Here is an 18,556-nt window from a genome sequence, read left to right as displayed (position 1 = left end):
GTGTAACAAAGCGACGCTCCGGGGCCCGCGGCATCCCTCCCCGCGCGAGAATGAGGGTCGGCACCCGCCCGATCGCGCGGCGTCGCCACCCGAACCCCCTCAACCGAGCCTGCTCGGCGCCTCCGGAGGCCCCTCATGTCCCGACGTCCCGCCCTGCGCACCGCACTCGCGGCATCCGCTGCCGCCCTCGCCCTGCTCCTCGGAGGCTGCGCGCCGAGCGCCGCGCCGAGCGCCTCGTCCTCATCGGATGCCGGCCCCTCCCCCGACGACTACGTCACCCCCGGCAAGCTCACGATCGCGACCGGCGAGACCGCGTACGAGCCGTACGTCATCGACGACGACCCGGAGTCCGGCGAGGGCTTCGAAGCCGCCGTCGCCTACGCCGTCGCCGACAAGCTCGGCTTCGCGAAGGACGACGTCGAGTGGGTGCGGACGAGCTTCGACGCGGCGATCGCTCCGGGGCCGAAGAGCTTCGACTTCAACGTCCAGCAGTACACGATCACCGACGAGCGCAAGCAGGGCGTGGACTTCTCGTCGCCCTACTACTCCGCCAGCCAGTCGCTGATCGCCCTCAAGGGCGGAAAGGCCGATGGCGTCACCGACCTCGCCGGACTGAAGGACATCACGATCGGCGCGATGGCGAACTCCACGAGCGCCCTCACCCTCGACGCGCTCGACCTCGGACTGGAGCCGAAGCTCTACAACTCGAACGAGGACGCCACCGCCGCCCTCAGCGCCGGCCAGGTCGACGCCGTCGTCCTCGACACCCCGACCGCCTACGTCGCGGTGAACTTCTACATCGAGAACTCGTTCTTCGTCGGCGAGCTGCCGAAGTCGGGCATCGAGGACCAGTGGGGCCTCCTCCTCGCGAAGGACTCGCCGCTGACCCCCGCCGTCAGCGCCGCGGTCGACGAGCTCCGCGAGGACGGCACCCTCGCCGACCTCGAGGAGAAATGGCTCTCGGGTCTGACCGAGGGCGTCACCGAGCTCCAGTGAGGGCGCGCTAGCGTCGATCCGTGACCACCCGCATCCCGAGCGAGCTCGAGCTCGACCGTCGCGCCTACCGGCGCGGCCGCGAACGGCGATCCGTGCTGATCGCCATCGCGTCGACCCTCGTCTTCGCCGTCGTCGTCTGGGCGACGGTGATCAACACCGAGGGCTGGTCGAAGGTCCAGCAGAGCTTCTTCGACCCCGCCGTCGCGTTGCAGGCGCTGCCCAAGGTATGGGACGGGTTCCTCGTCAACCTCACCGTCCTCGGCGTCTCGATCTTCACGGTCGGCGGCGTCGCGCTGGCGATCGCGTTGCTGCGGACGCTCCGCGGTCCGGTGTTCTTCCCGGTCAGGATGCTGGCGGCCGGCTACACCGACCTGTTCCGCGGCCTGCCGTTCATCATCGTCCTCTACCTGGTCGGGTTCGGTCTGCCGACGATCGTCGGTGAGCGGATCGACGAGCTGTTCCTCGGTGTGCTCGCGGTGACCCTCACCTACTCGTCGTACGTCGCCGAGGTGATCCGCGCGGGCATCGAGTCGGTGCACCCGTCGCAGCGCCTCGCCGCCCGCGCGCTCGGTCTCAGCCACGTGCAGACGCTCCGCCGCGTCGTGCTGCCGCAGGCCCTGCGCAAGATGACACCGGCGCTCATGAACGACTTCATCTCGATGCAGAAGGACGTGGGACTCATCTCGATCATCGCGGGGATCGACGCGATCGCCGGGGCGCGATCGGTGACCGCGACGACGTACAACTTCACGCCGTACGTCGTCGCCGGCATCCTGTTCATCCTGCTCGCGATCCCCACGATCCGCCTCGCGGACTGGTACACGGCGCGGCTGCGCGAGCGCGAGCAGACGGGATCGGTGCTGTGAGCGCGGTCCTGCGAGCCACCGGCATCCACAAGTCCTTCGGCGACCGCGAGGTGCTGAAGGGCGTCGACGTGTCACTCGCCGCGCACGAGGTCGTCGCCCTCATCGGCGCGAGCGGCTCGGGCAAGTCGACGCTGCTGCGCTGCCTCGGGCTGCTCGAACCGATCGACGACGGGCAGATCTTCCTCGGCGACGAGGACATCTCCGACCCGCGCGTCGACGGCAACCGCGTGCGGTCACGGCTCGGCGCGGTGTTCCAGAGCTTCAACCTCTTCCCGCACCTGTCCGTGATCGACAACGTGACGCTCGCCTCGCGCGTCGTGCACCGGGTGCCGCGGCGCGAGGCCGAGAGCCGCGCCCGCGAGCTGCTGGACCGCGTCGGCCTCGCCGACAAGGCGAAGGATCACCCCGACCGACTGTCGGGAGGTCAGCAGCAGCGCGTCGCCATCGCCCGCGCGATCGCGACCGACCCCGAGGTGCTGCTGCTCGACGAGATCACGTCCGCGCTCGACCCCGAGCTCGTCGGAGAGGTCCTGGAGCTCGTCCGCGATCTGGCGTCCGAGGGCGCGACGATCCTCATGGCGACGCACGAGATGGCGTTCGCCCGCGATGTCGCCGACCACGTCGTCTTCCTCGACGCCGGCACGATCGTGGAGCAGGGCCCGCCGTCGGAGGTGCTGCGGCATCCCCGCGAGGAGCGCACCCGCGCCTTCCTCGCCCGCTTCACCGCCTGAGGCCCCGCGCGGGTCACTCCCCAGTCACGACACGCCGCGCACCCCCGCAGTTTGCGACAGGCGAGCGGCGTCGGGCACCACCCCCACGGCTCCCCTGTGACAACACGCCGCCCGCCGCCGCAGATTGCGACAGGCGAGCGGCGTCGGGCACCACCCCCACGGCTCCCCTGTCACAACACGCCGCCCGCCGCCGCAGATTGCGACAGGCGAGCGGCTTCCGAAGACGTGAACGAGGGATGCCGGGCGACACCCGGCATCCCTCGTTCACGGCGAGTGCGTCAGGCGCGCAGGCCCGCCGCGCGCTCGGCGACCTCGACGACGTTCGTCATGAGGAGCGCGACGGTCATGGGGCCGACGCCGCCGGGGTTCGGCGAGAGCCAGCCGGCGACCTCAGCGACGTCCGGGTGCACGTCGCCGTAGACGCGGCTCTTGCCGGTCTCGGGGTCGTCCTCGCGGGTGACGCCGACGTCGAGCACCGCCGCGCCGGGCTTCACGTGCTCGGCGGTGACGATGTGCTTCACACCGGCTGCGGCCACGATGACGTCGGCCTCGCTCAGGTGCGCGCCGAGGTCGGTCGTGCCGGTGTGGGTGAGCGTCACGGTCGCGTTGTACTCGCGGCGCGTGAGCAGCAGACCGATCGACCGGCCGATCGTGACACCGCGGCCGACGACGACGACGTGCTTGCCCGCCAGGTCGTAACCGTTGCGCACCAGCAGCTCGATGACGCCCCGCGGCGTGCACGGCAGCGGCGAGGTGATCGGGGTGTTGACGTTGAGCACCAGGCGGCCGAGGTTCGTCGGGTGGAGGCCGTCGGCATCCTTCTCCGGGTCGATGCGCTCGAGGATCCGGTCGGTGTCGAGGTGCTTCGGCAGGGGCAGCTGCACGATGTAGCCGTGGCACGCGGGGTCGGCGTTGAGCTCGTCGATCAGCGCCTCGACCTGCTCCTGCGTCGCGTCGGCGGGAAGCTCCCGCTGGATCGAGTTCATCCCGATCGCTTCGGACTGCCGGTGCTTCATCCCCACGTAGAGCTGGGATGCCGGGTCCGCCCCCACGAGCACGGTGGCGATCCCGGGCGTCACACCGTGCTCCTTGAGCACGGCCACTCGCTCCGCCAGCTCGGTCTTGATCGCGGCCGAAGCCGCCTTGCCGTCGAGGACCGCCGCGGTCATCGTGTCTCCTGTCGTCGCCCCTCGACCGCGAGACTGCACCGGGAGCTCGAGACTGCGGTCCAAGACCGCTGTCTCGAGGCGTGCGTGCAGTCTCGCGGGCGGAGGAGGGGCCGGATGCCGGAGGTCACTGCTGCAGGCCCGGGTACAGCGGGAACGCGTCGGCGAGCGTCGCGACGCGCGCGCGGAGCGCCTCGAGGTCGGCGCCGGGCTGCAGAGCCAGGGCGATGACGTCGGCGACTTCGGTGAACTCGGCGTCGCCGAAGCCGCGGGTCGCGAGCGCCGGGGTGCCGATGCGGAGCCCCGACGTGACCATCGGCGGGCGCGGGTCGTTCGGGACCGCGTTGCGGTTGACGGTGATCCGGATCTCGTGCAGCAGGTCCTCGGCCTGCTTGCCGTCGATCGCCGCGGCGCGCAGGTCCACGAGGACGAGGTGCACGTCGGTGCCGCCGGAGCGGACCGAGATGCCGGCATCCTTCACGTCCTGCTGCGAGAGCCGGTCGGCGAGGATCGCCGCGCCCGAGACGGTGCGCTGCTGGCGCTCCTTGAAGGCGTCGGATGCCGCGAGCTTGAACGCGGTCGCCTTGGCGGCGATGACGTGCATGAGCGGGCCGCCCTGCTGACCCGGGAAGACGGCCGAGTTGATCTTCTTCGCGATGTCGGCGTCGTTCGTGAGGATGAAGCCCGACCGGGGGCCGCCGATCGTCTTGTGCACGGTCGACGAGACGACGTGCGCGTGCGGCACGGGCGAGGGGTGCAGGCCGGCCGCGACGAGACCGGCGAAGTGCGCCATGTCGACCCAGAGGAGTGCCCCGACCTCGTCGGCGATCGCGCGGAACGCGGCGAAGTCGAGCTGACGCGGGTAGGCGGACCAGCCGGCGATGATGACCTTCGGCTTGTGCTCGAGGGCGAGACGCCGCACCTCGTCCATGTCGACGAGCGAGGTCTCGGCGTCGACGCCGTACGCGACGATGTTGTAGAGACGGCCCGAGAAGTTGATCTTCATGCCGTGGGTCAGGTGGCCGCCGTGGTCGAGCGAGAGGCCGAGCAGCGTGTCGCCGGGGCGGGCGATCGCGTGCAGCACGGCGGCGTTGGCGGATGCGCCCGAGTGCGGCTGGACGTTGGCGAACTCGGCGCCGAACAGCGCCTTGGCGCGCTCGATGGCGAGCTCCTCGGCGACGTCGACGACCTCGCAGCCGCCGTAGTAGCGGCGACCGGGGTAGCCCTCGGCGTACTTGTTGGTGAGGACGGAGCCCTGCGACTGCAGCACCGAGACGGGAACGAAGTTCTCGGAGGCGATCATCTCGAGGAACCCGCGCTGGCGGTCGAGCTCGCGCTCGAGCACATCGGCGATCTCAGGATCGACCTCGGAGAGGGGGGCGTTGAACAGCGAATCGGTCATGACGATCTCCTGACGACGGCTTTCGGGATGAGGAATCTCGCATCGGCCCAGGCGCGCGGTCGAATGCCGTGTCAATCGCTCCCCGGTGGTAGCCCACCTCAACGCCAGTCGCGACTCTGCGAGCATAACGGATGCCGCCGCTGCTAGGCTGGCCCGATCGGTTTTGTTAGGACACCTTACAGAACGGTGGTGGCGGTGCTCCCCCTCCCCCTCGTGCCCCTTCCCGCAGACGTCGCCGTCGCGGACGGCGCCCCATTCGCGCTGACGGGGGCGGCGGTGACGGGCGATCCGGATGCCGCCGCGCACCTACGCGCGCTCGTCCGGACCCGCACGGGACTCGACCTCGGCACGGGCGACGGCATCGCACTGGCGGTCGACGGGTCGGGCCCGGCGGAGTCGTACCGGCTCGAGGCGTCGACCACCGGCATCCGGATCACCGGAGCGGATGCCGCGGGCCTCTTCTACGGCGTGCAGACCCTCGTCCAGCTGGTCGGACGCGACGGCGGCGCGTGGGTCGTCCCCGCCGTGCGGATCGTCGACAGCCCGCGGTTCGCGTACCGCGGCGTCATGCTCGACGTCGCACGGTACTTCCACGACCTCGACACCGTGCGGGCGTACATCGACCGTGCGGCATCCCTCAAGCTCAACGTCCTGCACCTGCACCTGTCGGACGATCAGGGCTGGCGGCTCGAGCTGCGCTCGCGCCCCGAGCTCGCCGCGGAGGCGTCGGCCACCGCCGTCGGCGGCGCCCCCGGCGGGTACTACACGCAGGACGACTACCGCGCGATCGTCGCGTATGCAGCATCCCGGCACATGACGGTCGTGCCCGAGTTCGACATGCCCGGCCACACGCACGCCGTCGGGCTCGCGTACCCCGACCTCGCGGAGCCCCCGGCCGTCGAGGTCATCACCGAGGGGTCGACGCCGGTCGCCGGCGCGCCCTACACCGGGATCGGCGTCGGGTTCTCGTCGCTGCGCATCGGCGAGGAGGCAACGGATGCCTTCGTGCGCGACGTGTTCGCCGAGCTCGCCGACCTCACCCCCGGCCCGTGGCTGCACTTCGGCGGCGACGAGTCGCTCGGCACGACGCCCGAGGACTTCGCCGGTTTCGTCGCGTCCGCGAGCGCCGCGATCACGGCGCTCGGCAAGACCCCAGTCGCCTGGCACGAGGCCGGCGCCGCGGCAGGTCTCGCGCCCGGCACGGTCGGTCAGTTCTGGGGCTTCGTCTCGCCGATGGATGCCGCGGCCCGGCACGCGCGCGCGTTCGCCGAGCGGGGCGGCCGGCTCATCCTGTCGCCCGCCGACGCGGTCTACCTCGACATGAAGCCCATCGCAGACTCCCCGCTGGGGCTCACCTGGGCGAACGGTCCGACGAGCCTCGCCCGCGCGTACGACTGGGAGCCGACCCGTGTCGTGGACGGTGTCGACGAGGCGGCGATCCTCGGCGTCGAGGCGCCCCTGTGGACCGAGACCGTCGCGACCCTCGAGGACATCGACGCCCTCGCGTTCCCCCGCATCGCGGCCGCGGCGGAGATCGCCTGGTCGCCCGCGTCGGGCGCGGAGCGCTCGTGGGAGTCGTTCCGCAGCCGCGTCGGCGGTCTCGGACCGCTGTGGACGACCCTCGGCATCCGCTTCCCCGCCCTCGAGGAGGTCCCGTGGACGACCTGAGCCGCATCGTCCACTCGGTCCGACTCGTCGACGGCGGCACCGAGACCCCGGACGCGTGGATCCACGTCGTGGCCGGCCGGGTCGCGGCATCCGGCACAGGTGACGCCTGGCGCGGGCTCGACGCGGTCGAGGTCGTCGACGCGCGGGAGGTCGCCGGCGACGCGGCGCTGCTCACGCCCGGCTTCATCGACCTGCACGGCCACGGCGGCGGCGGCCGGGCGCACGAGGAGGGGCGCGACGCGATCCTCGCGGCCCGCGCGCTGCACCTCGCCCACGGCACGACCCGCGCCGTCGTCTCGCTCGTCGCCGGCTCTCCGGCGGATCTGCAGACCCGCCTCGGTGTCATCGCGGATCTGGCGGGGACGGATGCCTCGGTCCTCGGCGCGCACCTGGAGGGACCGTTCCTCGACCCGGGTCACCACGGCGCGCACGACCCCGCGCTGCTCGTCGACCCGACACCCGATGCGATCGAGGCGCTGATCGCCGCCGCGCGCGGCTCGCTCGTGCAGGTGACCCTCGCCCCCGAGCTGCCCGGCGGACGCGACGCGATCGCACGCCTCACCCGCGCCGGGGTCGTCGTCGCGGTGGGACACACCTCCGCCGACGCCGACCTCGCCCGCGACGCGTTCGAGGCGGGCGCCACGCTGCTCACGCATGCGTTCAACGCGATGCCCGGCCTGCACCATCGCGCCCCGGGCCCGGTGGCCGCGGCGACCGGCGACCCGCGTGTGACGATCGAGGTCATCGCCGACGGCGTGCACGTGCACCCCGACGTCATCCGCATCCTCTTCGCCGCCGCCCCCGGCCGCATCGCGCTCGTGACCGACGCGATGGCCGCCGCGGGGGCGACTGACGGGATCTACCGCCTGGGATCGCTGTCCGTCACGGTGCAGGCGGGCGTCGCGCGTCTCGCGGACGGCACGATCGCGGGGTCGACGCTCACGCAGGACGCCGCTCTGCGCACCGCCGTCGCGGCGGGGGTCGCGCTGCCGGACGCGGTCACGGCCCTGACCTCGACGCCGGCGCGCACGATCGGCCGGCCCGAGCTCGGCTCGCTCGCCGTCGGCGCCGTCGCCGACGCGGTGCTGCTCGACGCCGGTCTGCAGGTGCGGCGGGTCTTCACCGGCACGGTCTGACGCGGCATCCGCTCGGCGCGGGGTTCGCGTCGTCGTCCCGGATCAGGCACCCGTGGGCCGTTTGGACCGTGAGCGACTCGCCGGGACTGAATTCGGTACCGCGGCCCGCCTCAGACCCCGGTCACCGCGGTCGCGCCCGCCAGGAGCGCCGGGCGCCTGGGTGTTGCCCACCTCGACGATCTCGGGCGCATCGTTGGACGACAGCGCGGCGTCGTACCCTTCGGCGGTGTCGGCCCAGGTCTTCTCCTCGAATCGTGATGGTCCACCCGTCTTTCTGCTCCTCGAGGGTCTTCTCGAGGTCGTCGCGCGTCCTGGGGGGTATCGGTGCCGGCGAGCCAGACGGTCAGGTCGGCCGATTCGGCGCTTTCAGGACACGCCGAGACGGCCGGACAGGACCATGACGGCCGCACCGCGCAGGACGATGTCCTCGCTGTGGGTCGACATGCGCACCTGGAGCCCGTCGTGGAACGTGGCGAGGGTCCGGGTGCGTACGGTCTCGGCGGCAGCCTCGGCGAGGGTGCCGCCGAGCAGGTCGGCGGGGCCGGAGAGGGCGATCTCCGACAGATCGAGAGCGCCGACGATCGGCGCGAGGGCGATGCCGAGGCGCTCGCCGGCGTCGCGGAGCACCCCCTGCGGGTCGTCCGCGGCGGCGAGCCGCTCGGTGAGGGCGGGGACCGCGAGCCAGGCCTCGAGGCATCCGATCTTGCCGCAGGCGCACGCGGGGCCGCCGTCGGTGCCGACCGTCACGTGGCCGATCTCGCCCGCGGCGAAGCGGGCGCCGGCGAGCGGCTCGCCGCCGGTGAGGAGCCCCGCACCGACACCGCGGCCGACCCGGACGAGGATGACGTCGTCGCCCGCTCCCCCGAACGTGTGCTCGGCGAGGACGGCCGCGTTCGCGTCGTTGGCGACGAGGACGGGGAGACCGAGCTCGGCCTCCAGCTGCCCGGCGAGATCGACGTCCGTCCACCCGAATCCGGGCGCCGCGAGCACGACGCCGCGGTCGTCGACGACACCGGGCGTGCCGACGCCGAGGCCGAGCACCGGCGCGTGCGCGTCGGCGATGACGTCGCGCGCGAGGCGGACGATCGCGGCAAAGACGTCGCTGCGGTCGGCGGGTACGTCGACGGCGTGCCGGGCGACGATCTCGCCGTCGAGGGTGAGCACGGCGCCGGCGAACTGCTCGCTGCCCGACAGGTCGAGCCCGGCGATGCGGTGGCCGTCGCGGTCGATGTCGACGAGGATCGCCGGTTTTCCGGGACCGGATGCCTCGCGCACCCCCTGCTCGATCACGTAGCCGTCGTCGATGAGGCCGACGACGAGGTCCGAGATCGTGACGCGGGTGAGGCCCGTCTCGCGGGCGAGGTCGGCGCGGCTCATGGCGCCCTGCGTGAAGAGCGCCTGGAGCACGAGCGCGCGGTTGTGGGCGCGGGCGTGCTCGGGCAGGATCTTGCCGGCGGTGCGGCGGCTGCGGGTCGCGGGGGCGGGTCGCGTCGGGGTCGACATGTTTGTTAGTAGACCTTACGAATAGGGTCGCTACAAGATGCCCGACCCTGTTTGCGAGCAGTCTTAACAAACTCGTTACACTTCCCCGCCCGCGTAGGATCGAACCATGTCCGAGCTCCCCCACGTCCGGCCCGAACGACCCGCGGAGCCCGCCCCCGCCGCGACCACCCCGGCACGTCTCTCCGGACTCGACCTCCTCAGCTTCCTGTGCGCGATGTTCGCCGTCGTGTCGCTCGCCATCTGGGGTTTCACGGCGTGGGACGCCCCGTGGAACGTCGTCCTCGGCATCGCGACCCCGCTCGCCACCCTCATCGTCTGGGGCCTGTTCGCCTCACCGCGCGCCGTGGTCCGGGTCCACCCGTTCGTGCGCGGGCTCGTCGAACTGCTCATCTACCTGTCGGCGACGATCGCGTGGTGGAGCGCCGGTCAGGCCTGGATCGGCCTGGGCTTCGCGCTCGTCGCCGTCGTCGTCGGCGTCCTGGCGGGTCGTCGACGGCTGTCGTGACCGACGTCGTCGACCGCCTCCGCGACGCGCTCGGCGAGCGCGTCGACACGAGCGAGGCCGCCCTCGAAGACGCCCGCGCCGACAAGTCAGGACACCGCGCGTCGGGACGACCGCTCGCCCTCGTGCGGGCGGCATCCGTCGCGGACGTGCAGACCACGATGCGGATCGTATCCGCCACGGGCACGCCGGTCGTCACCCGCGGCGCCGGCACGGGCCTCGCCGGCGGCGCGAACACCGGCTCGGGCGAGATCGCCCTGTCGCTGCGCGGCATGGACCGCATCCTCGAGGTGCGGCCCGACGACCTCCTCGCCGTCGTCGAACCCGGCATCCTCAATGCGGATCTCGGCCGCGCCCTCGCTCCCCACGGCCTGTGGTGGGCGCCCGACCCCGCCAGCCGCGAGATCTCCACGGTCGGCGGGAACATCGCCACGGGGGCGGGCGGACTGCTCTGCGCGAAGTACGGCGTCGTCCGCGACGCGGTGCTCGCGCTCGACGTGGTCCTCGCCGACGGGCGCCTCATCTCGACCGGCCACCGCAGCGTGAAGGGTGTGACCGGCTACGACCTGACCGCGCTGATGATCGGCTCGGAGGGCACGCTCGGGGTCGTCGTTGGTGCGACGCTCAAGCTCCGACGGCTCGTGCCGGGGCAGTCCCGCACCCTGACCGCGCAGTTCGCCGATGTGCGCGCCGCTGCCGCGGGTGCTGCCGCCGTGACCGCCGCCGGGGTGCAGCCCGCGATCATGGAGCTGATGGATGCCGTGAGCCTGGCGGCCGCGCACGCGCTGCTCCGGCTGCCGAGCCCCACACCGGGTGCGACGCAGCTCACGCTCCAGACCGACGGCATCGCCGCCGGCGCGGAACAGGCGGAGATCGCCGAGATCCTCACCGCCGCGGGCGGCGCGGTGCGCCTGGCCACCGACGACGCCGAAGCGGCGCAGCTGTGGGCGGTGCGCCGGGCGATGCACCCCGCGATGGAGAGCCTCGGGACGGCGCTCATCGAAGACGTGTCGGTGCCGCGCAGCGCCCTTCCGGCGATGTTCGACGAGATCGCGCGCATCGAGGCGGAGTTCGGCCTCACGATCCCGACCGTCTGCCACGCCGGCGACGGCAATCTGCACCCCAACTTCATCTTCGACGGCGACGAGGTTCCCGAGCGCGTCTGGCAGGCCGCCGACGCGCTCTTCCGCGCCGCGCTCGCCCTCGGGGGCACCCTCACCGGGGAGCACGGGATCGGCGTCCTCAAGAGCCGGTGGCTCGCCGACGAGATCGGCGACGATCAGTGGGCGTTGCAGCGCGGCATCAAGGCCGTGTTCGATCCGGCCGGCATCCTCAATCCGGGCAAGGTGTTCGCCGCTCAGCCGTGACGCGCGGTCGCGCCGGCCGCCGCGGTCGTCTCGCGTGGCACGGCGGGACTCGTCGTCACCGCCAGCACCATGGAGACGATGCCGACGACACCCGGGATGGTCGCGGGCAGCACCCCGACGGGTCCGCCCGCCCCCGGTCCACCGTTCCCTCAGGGCGATCGTGGCAGTCTCGAACGGTCCCGTCCTCGAGGAGGTCCGCTGTGCCCGCATCCCGCTTCGTCCGCACGACCGGTGCGCTGGTCGTGGCCGGCCTCGTCGCGCTGGGCGGCGCCGCGTGCTCGTCGTCGTCGCACCCCGCACCGGACGGCCAGAGCGTCGCCGCCGCGTGCGCGACCCTCGCCGACACGGTCGAGCAGGCGATGACGGCGTTCACCGAGGCGAATGCCGCCGACCCGGCCGCCGCGGCGCAGGCGACCGCCGATGTGCGCGACGACCTCGCCGCCGCGGTGACGTCGATCGGCAACGCACGCATCGAGGCCGTCGCGGCCGATCTGCGGGCGGGGTTCGACGTCCTCGCCGAGGCGACTGCCGCGGCCTCGGCGGGCGACATCGCCGGCGCGACGGGTCTCGCCGACGCCACCGATCGCATCCGCACCGGCCTCGCCGAATATCACGATCTGTGCAGCGGATGATCGGTGATCCGCCCTCGTCACGTACCATTTCCTGAAGCGACATTCGCCTGACGACGAGACCCCGGATCCCCGCGGCGTCCGGAACGCCGGGCCGCAGCTCGGGGGAGACCGATGTCGGAGATCATCACACGCCAGGACACCGACGACACGCCCGCCTCGGGCGAGCACCTCGACGTGCGCTGGGCTCCCGCCGAGCCCGCGCCGCGCCCCCGTCGCCTCTGGCTGAAGATCGGTCTGCCCGCCGCCGCGGTCGTGGCGGCCGCGACGGTCTGCTCCCTCGTGCTGATCGCTCCCGGCACGACCGCCGCCGGCGTCCCCGTCGGCGGACAGACGGTGGGCATGGCCGCCGACTCCATCTCTTCCCGGCTCTCCTCGATCCAGGTCTCCCTGGGCGACGGCGGCCCGACGGTGTCCGCCGCCGACCTCGGCGCGACCGTCGACGCATCCGCCCTCGCCGACGAGGCCTTCGCGGGCAGCCCCCTCTGGAACGTCTCGGCATGGTTCGCCGAGTACGGCACGCCGACGGTCACCCTGAACGCCGAGCGCGCCGCGACGACGCTGCGCGCCGCGCTCCCCGACGCGTACGTGGATCCCACTCCCGCCGCGGTGTCCTTCCAGGACGGCGCCTACGTCAGCACGCCCGCCGTCGACGGCACGGGCATCTCGCTCGCCGCCGTCAGCGACGCCCTCGGATCCGCTCTCGCGTCGGGCGCCTCCACGGCGACGGTCGACGCGACTCCCGAAGCCGTCCCCGCCACCGTGACGACCGCCGCCGCCGAGTCCGCCGTCGAGCGCCTCAACGGCATGATCGCCGAGGCCGGTTTCTACGCGGGCGACGATCGCGCCGTTCCCGTCCCCGCCGCGGAGCTCGCCTCGTGGCTGAACGTCGAGACCGACGCCTCCGGCGCCTTCACGATCACCGTCGACGCCGCCGCGATCCAGCTCGCCGTCGACAAGCTCCTCGAGGTCGTCAACCAGGACCCGATCACGGCTCAGGTGCTCGCGAACGAGGCCGGTGAGGTCCTGACCACGATCGTCGAAGGCCAGGACGGGCGCGTGCTGGGCGACACGTCCGGCGTCGCGCGCGATTTCGCCGACCAGCTCGCGACGGGCGATGCGTCGTACGCGCTGCCGGTCGACGTCACGCCGCGGGAGACCGTCAGCACGGTGCGTCTGGCCGAGGTCGACCTGGGCGAGCAGCGCCTGTACCTGAAGGAGAACGGCAAGGTCGTCGACACCTGGCTCATCTCGAGCGGCCGCGACGGCGCGGTGACCTTCACGGGCCACTACTCCATCGGCTGGCGCACCCCCCTGCAGGACATGACCGGCACTTCCCGCGACACCGGGACGAAGTACACGCAGCCCGACGTGCCGTGGGTGATGTACTTCAATGGCAACCAGGCCTTCCACGGCGCCTACTGGCACAACAACTTCGGCAACCAGATGAGCGCCGGCTGCGTGAACATGCCGCCCGCCCTCGCGAAGAAGCTCTACGACTGGATGCCCGACGGCGGCGACGTCTGGATCCACTCCTGAGCGTCATCTGACGACCCGCATCCGTCGTCCCCGTGCGACGGGCTGCGATCACGGTTAGCCTGTGCTCATGGCTGACCTCCGCGTGGAAGAACTGTCGGCGTCGACGATCGTCGCCGTGAACACCCTCTCGCTCAAGCCGGGCCAGGAACGCTTCATCGCGCCCGAGAGCTACGCGATCGCCGCAACGGTGGTCGACCCCGCCACCTCGTGGCAGCGTGTGATCCTCGACGGTGACGAGGTGGTCGGCTTCGTGAGCGCCGGCTTCGACGCCGACGCCCCGCACGAGCACTTCCGCTCGGTGCTGTGGCGGATCAACGTGGATGCCGACGACCAGGGTCGCGGCGTCGGGCGCTACGCCGTCGAGCAGCTCATGAACGAGGCCCGCGCGCGCGGGTTCGATCACGTGAACGTCATCTATGAAGCCGGTGAGGGCGGGCCCGACGCGTTCTTCCGCCGCGTCGGCTTCACCCCCGTGGACGAGACCGAGTACGGCGAGGTCGTCGCGCAGATCCGGCTCTGACGCTCCCCCGAACGCACGGATGCCCCGGCCCGCTCTCGCGGCCGGGGCATCCGTTTGTGCGGATCAGAGTCCGTCGATGATGCCGTTCAGCGTCGCGGAGGGCCGCATGACCTTCTCCACCCGCGCCGGGTCGGGACGGTAGTAGCCGCCGATCTCGGCGGGCGAGCCCTGCACGGCGACCAGCTCGGCGACGATGGTCTCCTCGCCGGCGGTCAGCGCTTCGGCGACCGGGGCGAACGCCGCCGCGAGCTCGGCGTCGACGGTCTGGCGCGCCAGCTCCTGCGCCCAGTAAGTCGCGAGGTAGTAGTGGCTGCCGCGGTTGTCGATCGTGCCGAGGGCACGGCCCGGCGACTTGTCCTCTTCGAGGAAGGTCCCGGTCGCGGCGTCGAGCGTGTCGGCGAGGACCTTCGCGTGCGGGTTGCCGGTGTAGTCGGCGAGGTGCTCGAAGGATGCCGCCAGCGCGAAGAACTCGCCGAGCGAGTCCCACCGCAGGTAGTTCTCCGCGACCAGCTGCTGCACGTGCTTGGGGGCGGAGCCGCCCGCGCCGGTCTCGAACAGTCCGCCGCCGGCCAGCAGCGGGACGATCGAGAGCATCTTGGCGCTCGTGCCGACCTCGAGGATCGGGAAGAGGTCGGTGAGGTAGTCGCGCAGGACGTTGCCCGTGACCGAGATCGTGTCCTCGCCGCGGCGGATGCGCTCGAGCGAGTAGCGGGTCGCATCGGCCGGGGCGAGGATCTCGATCGTGAGTCCGTCGGTGTCGTGCTCGGCGAGGTAGGTCTTCACCTTCGCGATGAGGTTCGCGTCGTGGGCGCGGTTCTCGTCGAGCCAGAAGACGGCGGGCGCACCCGTCGCACGCGCACGGGTGACGGCGAGCTTCACCCAGTCGCGGATGGCGACGTCCTTGGTCTGCGTCGCGCGCCAGATGTCACCGGGCTGGACGGCGTGGGAGAGGAGGACCTCGCCCGCCCCGTTCACGACCTCGACGGTGCCGGCCGCGGCGATCTCGAACGTCTTGTCGTGCGAGCCGTACTCCTCGGCGGCCTGCGCCATGAGGCCGACGTTCGGCACGGAGCCGATCGTGGCCGGGTCGAGCGGACCGTTGGCGATGACGTCGTCGATCGTCGCCTGGTAGACGCCGGCGTACGAGGAGTCGGGGATGACGGCGATGGTGTCGTCCTCGCCGCCGTCGGCGCCCCACAGCTTGCCGCCGTTGCGGATGAGCGCCGGCATCGAGGCATCCACGATCACGTCGGAGGGGACGTGCAGGTTCGTGATGCCCTTGTCGGAGTTGACGTACGAAAGGCGCGGGCCGTCGGCGATGGCCGCCTCGAACGCCGCGCGGATCTCGTCGCCGCCCTCGACGCCACCGAGACCGGCGAGGATCGCGCCGAGGCCGTCGTTCGGGGTGAGTCCGGCAGCCGCCAGCGTGTCGCCGAAGCGCGAGAAGACGTCGGTGAAGAACGCGCGCACGACGTGGCCGAAGATGATCGGGTCGCTGACCTTCATCATCGTGGCCTTCAGGTGCACGGAGTACAGCACGTCGTCGGCCGCCGCCTGGGCGATCGTGTCGGCGAGGAAGGCGTCGAGGGCCTTCGCCGAGAGGAACGTCGCGTCGACGACCTCACCGGGCAGGACCTTCAGACCCGACTTCAGCTCGGTGACGGAGCCGTCCTCCCCCGTGAAACGGATCGTGAGGACGTCGTCGTTCTCGATGACCGTCGAGGTCTCGTTGGACTTGAAGTCGTCGTGGCCGAGCGTCGCGACGCGCGTCTTCGACCCCTCCGCGAACGCCTTGTTGCGGTGCGGGTGCTTGCGCGCGTAGTTCTTGACCGACAGCGGCGCACGGCGGTCGCTGTTGCCCTCGCGCAGGACCGGGTTCACCGCGGAGCCCTTGATGCGGTCGTAGCGGGCGCGGACGTCCTTCTCGGCGACATCCTTGGGCTCGTCCGGGTAGTCCGGGATGTCGTAGCCCTGGGACTGGAGCTCGGCGATGGCCGCCTTCAACTGCGGGATGGATGCCGAGATGTTCGGCAGCTTGATGATGTTGGCGTCGGGGAGCGTCGCGAGACCGCCGAGCTCGGCGAGCGCGTCGCCGACCTGCTGCTCGGGGGTGAGGTTCTGGGGGAAGGCGGCGAGGATGCGGCCCGCGAGCGAGATGTCGCGCGTCTCGATGCCGACGCCCGCCTTTCCGGCGAACGCTTCGACGATCGGCAGGAAGGACGCCGTCGCCAGCGCGGGAGCCTCGTCGGTGTAGGTGTAGATGATGGTGGAATCGGGCACGTGTCGTCTCCAAGAAAAGGGCGTCGCGGATCGGTCTCAGCGTATCGCACCGCCCCCGTTTCTCTCGATGTCGAGATATCTCGGCGGGCGCGGAAGACACCTGCGTGCGCGGCCGGATGACCGCTAGGGTGAGCGCGTGCCGCGCTTCGATCTGCCTCTGTCCGACCTCCGCGACTACCGTCCCGAGGTCCGCGTCCCCGCGGACTTCGACGCCTTCTGGGCGACCACGATCGCGGGTGCTCGCGAGGCGGGCGGGGCGCCCGTCGTCACTCCCGTGACGACGCCGCTGCGCGGAATCGAGGCGTTCGACGTCACGTTCCCCGGGTTCGCGGGCGACCCGGTCAAGGGCTGGCTGCTCCTGCCCGCTCACCGTGACGGGGCGCTGCCCGCCGTCGTCGAGTTCAACGGCTACGGCGGCGGACGCGGGCTCCCCGTCGAGCGGCTCGGGTGGGCGGCATCCGGGTACGCGCACTTCTTCATGGACACGCGCGGCCAGGGCAGCGCATGGGGGGCGGGCGGCGCGACGCCCGATCCGCACGGCTCGGGCCCCGCCTTCCCCGGCTTCATGACGCGGGGCATCGACGACCCCGAGACCTACTACTACCGGCGCGTATTCACCGACGCGGTGCGTGCGATCGACGCGGTCCGCACCCTTCCCGAGGTGGATGCCTCCCGCGTCGCCGTGACCGGGGGCAGCCAAGGCGGCGGCATCGCGATCGCCGCGGCCGCACTGAGCGACGGGCTCGTCGCCGCCATGCCCGACGTGCCGTTCCTCTGCCACTTCGAGCGCGCCGTGGGCATGACCGGCCGCGACCCGTACGAGGAGGTCGCGCGGTACCTCGCCGTGCACCGCGGCGCCGAGGAACGCGTCTTCGAGACCCTGTCGTACTTCGACGGGGTGAGCTTCGCCGCACGGGCGGATGCGGCATCCCTCTTCTCCGTCGCGCTCCTCGACCCGATCTGCCCGCCGTCGACGGTGTTCGCCGCGTTCAACGCGTGGGCGGGGGCGGACAAGGAGATCGAGGTGTTCCCCTTCAACGAGCACGAGGGCGGTCAGGCGCACCAGTGGCTGCGGCAGGCGGAGTTCCTCGCCGCGCGGGTCTGACCGGGATCAGTCGAACGGAGGCCGCTCGCCGGTCCCCCGCTCGATGATCCACGTCGGCAGGGTGATCTGGCGGACGAACCCCGACGGGTCGCCGATGCGCTCCATCGCGAGCGTCGCCGCGCGACGCCCCAGCTCGAGCGGGTCGTAGGAGATGACGGACACCCCCAGGACGTCGGCGGTGTCGAAGTCGTCGAAGCCGATCAGGGCTGTCCGCTGGTCGTCCCGTGCGCGCAGCGCGCGGAGGGCGCCGACCGTCACGCGGTTGTTCCCCGCGATGATGGCGGTCGGCACGGCGTCGCCCCGCCAGAGCCGTTGCACCAGGTCGACGGGAGAGATCTCGAGGTCGTCGCCGAGCATCTCCCACGGGGTCGGATCGACACCCGCCTCGGCCATGGCCTGCCGGTAACCGGCGAGTCGCTCCGATTGCGTCCAGACGGATGCCGGGTTGCAGACGTACGCGATGCGGCGATGGCCGAGCGCGGTCAGCCTGCGCGTCGCGTCGAGGACGGCGGTGCGATTGTCGAGCACGATCGCGTCCGCCGCGAGGTTGCGGGCGGGACGGTCGATCGCGATCACGGGCGTGCCCAGCTGTCGCTCACCCTCGAGGTAGGACTGGTCCTCGCCGACGGGGATGAGCAGCAGAGCCCCGACGCGCTGGGCCAGGAGCGCATCGGCGACACGCCCCTCGCCCTCCTCGGTGTCGTCGGTGGTCGCCACGACGAGACTGAACCCGTGGGACGAGAGCTCCTTCTCGATCCCCGCGGCGACCTTGTAGTAGAACGGGTTGCTCAGCTCGCCGATGATGAAGCCGACCGTGCGGCTGCCTCCGCGTCGGAGCCCCTGGGCGAGGCTGTTCGGTCGGAACCGCAACCGCTTGGCCGCCGTGAGCACGCGCTCGACCGTCTGCGGCGAGACCAGCTCGCGCTGTGCGAACACCCGGGACACCGTCTTCGAGCTGACCCCCGCCAGACGTGCGACGTCCTCGAGGGTGGCGCGCTGCTGCACCGTCATGGTTCCTCCTGACCCCGAGGATAGCAGCAGGGCGGCAATGACGACGATAGACATTTCGGCGACATAGGCGACATCGAGCTGTCCCCACCCCGCTATTGAAATCCAGTTCAGCGTTATTTTTCTCGACTTCGAAAG

17 protein-coding genes and 1 riboswitch are annotated in these 18,556 nt (G+C 71.7%); of the genes, 11 read left to right on the top strand and 6 right to left on the bottom strand.

The window, feature by feature from the left end; all coding sequences use genetic code 11:
* Positions 1-135 precede the first annotated feature (135 nt).
* From NH287_RS05360 to NH287_RS05350, 3 genes are read left to right on the top strand one after another with little or no spacing between them, the layout of a single operon-like run.
* Complete coding sequence (locus NH287_RS05360; RefSeq protein WP_253034775.1) at positions 136-996, top strand: ABC transporter substrate-binding protein; 861 nt, start codon at positions 136-138, stop codon at positions 994-996.
* 20 nt (positions 997-1,016) lie between these two features.
* Positions 1,017-1,862, top strand: a complete 846-nt coding sequence (locus NH287_RS05355) for an amino acid ABC transporter permease (protein ID WP_253034774.1) — start codon at positions 1,017-1,019, stop codon at positions 1,860-1,862.
* On the top strand, positions 1,859-2,593 hold the full coding sequence (locus tag NH287_RS05350) for an amino acid ABC transporter ATP-binding protein (RefSeq protein WP_253034773.1): 735 nt from the start codon (positions 1,859-1,861) through the stop codon (positions 2,591-2,593). The genes NH287_RS05355 and NH287_RS05350 overlap by 4 nt, the downstream gene beginning before the upstream one ends.
* Before the next feature lie 278 nt (positions 2,594-2,871).
* Here NH287_RS05350 and NH287_RS05345 read toward each other — a convergent pair whose 3' ends face one another.
* Positions 2,872-3,762 carry a bifunctional methylenetetrahydrofolate dehydrogenase/methenyltetrahydrofolate cyclohydrolase gene (locus NH287_RS05345; RefSeq protein WP_253034772.1) on the bottom strand — a complete coding sequence of 297 codons (891 nt, stop codon included), beginning with the start codon at positions 3,760-3,762 and terminating at the stop codon, positions 2,872-2,874.
* A gap of 124 nt (positions 3,763-3,886) precedes the next feature.
* A complete protein-coding gene (gene glyA / locus NH287_RS05340) occupies positions 3,887-5,161 on the bottom strand; it encodes a serine hydroxymethyltransferase (protein ID WP_253034771.1) in 1,275 nt (424 codons plus the stop codon).
* Between the two features lie 38 nt (positions 5,162-5,199).
* Positions 5,200-5,283, bottom strand: a riboswitch (ZMP/ZTP riboswitch).
* A gap of 67 nt (positions 5,284-5,350) precedes the next feature.
* Here glyA and NH287_RS05335 point away from each other — a divergent pair.
* Both NH287_RS05335 and nagA read left to right on the top strand, forming a co-directional pair.
* Positions 5,351-6,829 (top strand): family 20 glycosylhydrolase, encoded by a 1,479-nt coding sequence (locus NH287_RS05335; RefSeq protein ID WP_253034770.1) that lies wholly within the window; start codon positions 5,351-5,353, stop codon positions 6,827-6,829.
* On the top strand, positions 6,817-7,965 hold the full coding sequence (gene nagA, locus NH287_RS05330; RefSeq protein ID WP_253034769.1) for an N-acetylglucosamine-6-phosphate deacetylase: 1,149 nt from the start codon (positions 6,817-6,819) through the stop codon (positions 7,963-7,965). Before NH287_RS05335 ends, nagA begins: the two co-directional genes overlap by 13 nt.
* Positions 7,966-8,331: 366 nt before the next feature.
* Here nagA and NH287_RS05325 read toward each other — a convergent pair whose 3' ends face one another.
* Positions 8,332-9,468 carry an ROK family transcriptional regulator gene (locus NH287_RS05325; RefSeq protein ID WP_253034768.1) on the bottom strand — a complete coding sequence of 379 codons (1,137 nt, stop codon included), beginning with the start codon at positions 9,466-9,468 and terminating at the stop codon, positions 8,332-8,334.
* Positions 9,469-9,574: 106 nt separating this feature from the next.
* Here NH287_RS05325 and NH287_RS05320 point away from each other — a divergent pair, with 106 nt between their 5' ends.
* Entirely contained in the window at positions 9,575-9,973 is a 399-nt protein-coding gene (locus NH287_RS05320; RefSeq protein ID WP_253034767.1) for a YrdB family protein, read from the top strand.
* The gene (locus tag NH287_RS05315; protein ID WP_253034766.1) at positions 9,970-11,337 is read left to right on the top strand and encodes an FAD-binding oxidoreductase; all 1,368 of its coding nucleotides are present in this window, start codon (positions 9,970-9,972) and stop codon (positions 11,335-11,337) included. The genes NH287_RS05320 and NH287_RS05315 overlap by 4 nt, the downstream gene beginning before the upstream one ends.
* On the opposite strand, the gene NH287_RS15200 is transcribed toward NH287_RS05315, so the two are convergent.
* Positions 11,328-11,450: a hypothetical protein gene (locus NH287_RS15200; protein ID WP_290440369.1), complete on the bottom strand. Its 123-nt coding sequence runs from the start codon at positions 11,448-11,450 to the stop codon at positions 11,328-11,330. The genes NH287_RS05315 and NH287_RS15200 overlap by 10 nt on opposite strands.
* Positions 11,451-11,537: 87 nt before the next feature.
* Here NH287_RS15200 and NH287_RS05310 point away from each other — a divergent pair, with 87 nt between their 5' ends.
* The 3 genes from NH287_RS05310 (at position 11,538) to NH287_RS05300 (ending at position 14,025) form a co-directional block, all read left to right on the top strand.
* Positions 11,538-11,969: a hypothetical protein gene (locus NH287_RS05310; protein WP_253034765.1), complete on the top strand. Its 432-nt coding sequence runs from the start codon at positions 11,538-11,540 to the stop codon at positions 11,967-11,969.
* A gap of 111 nt (positions 11,970-12,080) precedes the next feature.
* Positions 12,081-13,505 carry a L,D-transpeptidase family protein gene (locus tag NH287_RS05305; RefSeq protein ID WP_253034764.1) on the top strand — a complete coding sequence of 475 codons (1,425 nt, stop codon included), beginning with the start codon at positions 12,081-12,083 and terminating at the stop codon, positions 13,503-13,505.
* Positions 13,506-13,572: 67 nt separating this feature from the next.
* Complete coding sequence (locus tag NH287_RS05300; RefSeq protein WP_217531611.1) at positions 13,573-14,025, top strand: GNAT family N-acetyltransferase; 453 nt, start codon at positions 13,573-13,575, stop codon at positions 14,023-14,025.
* 63 nt (positions 14,026-14,088) lie between these two features.
* Here the strand turns inward: NH287_RS05300 and NH287_RS05295 are convergent, their stop codons facing one another.
* Positions 14,089-16,305, bottom strand: a complete 2,217-nt coding sequence (locus NH287_RS05295) for an NADP-dependent isocitrate dehydrogenase (RefSeq protein ID WP_253034763.1) — start codon at positions 16,303-16,305, stop codon at positions 14,089-14,091.
* Positions 16,306-16,441: 136 nt separating this feature from the next.
* Here NH287_RS05295 and NH287_RS05290 point away from each other — a divergent pair, with 136 nt between their 5' ends.
* Entirely contained in the window at positions 16,442-17,410 is a 969-nt protein-coding gene (locus NH287_RS05290; protein WP_253034762.1) for an acetylxylan esterase, read from the top strand.
* Between the two features lie 6 nt (positions 17,411-17,416).
* Here NH287_RS05290 and NH287_RS05285 read toward each other — a convergent pair whose 3' ends face one another.
* Positions 17,417-18,421: a LacI family DNA-binding transcriptional regulator gene (locus NH287_RS05285; RefSeq protein ID WP_253034761.1), complete on the bottom strand. Its 1,005-nt coding sequence runs from the start codon at positions 18,419-18,421 to the stop codon at positions 17,417-17,419.
* Between the last annotated feature and the right edge of the window lie 135 nt (positions 18,422-18,556).

It is taken from the genome of Microbacterium sp. CnD16-F, from assembly GCF_024124465.1.
GTDB classification, from domain to species: domain Bacteria; phylum Actinomycetota; class Actinomycetes; order Actinomycetales; family Microbacteriaceae; genus Microbacterium; species Microbacterium gawkjiense.
Note: the sequence above shows the minus strand (reverse complement) of the source record. Positions and strands in the feature narration are given on the sequence as shown.

Coding starts and splice junctions, on each gene's coding strand:
- NH287_RS05360 (WP_253034775.1), top strand. CDS start 136: ATGTCCCGACGTCCCGCCCTGCGCACCGCACTCGCGGCATCCGCTGCC.
- NH287_RS05345 (WP_253034772.1), bottom strand. CDS start 3,762: ATGACCGCGGCGGTCCTCGACGGCAAGGCGGCTTCGGCCGCGATCAAG.
- glyA (WP_253034771.1), bottom strand. CDS start 5,161: ATGACCGATTCGCTGTTCAACGCCCCCCTCTCCGAGGTCGATCCTGAG.
- NH287_RS05325 (WP_253034768.1), bottom strand. CDS start 9,468: ATGTCGACCCCGACGCGACCCGCCCCCGCGACCCGCAGCCGCCGCACC.
- NH287_RS05320 (WP_253034767.1), top strand. CDS start 9,575: ATGTCCGAGCTCCCCCACGTCCGGCCCGAACGACCCGCGGAGCCCGCC.
- NH287_RS05305 (WP_253034764.1), top strand. CDS start 12,081: ATGTCGGAGATCATCACACGCCAGGACACCGACGACACGCCCGCCTCG.
- NH287_RS05300 (WP_217531611.1), top strand. CDS start 13,573: ATGGCTGACCTCCGCGTGGAAGAACTGTCGGCGTCGACGATCGTCGCC.
- NH287_RS05285 (WP_253034761.1), bottom strand. CDS start 18,421: ATGACGGTGCAGCAGCGCGCCACCCTCGAGGACGTCGCACGTCTGGCG.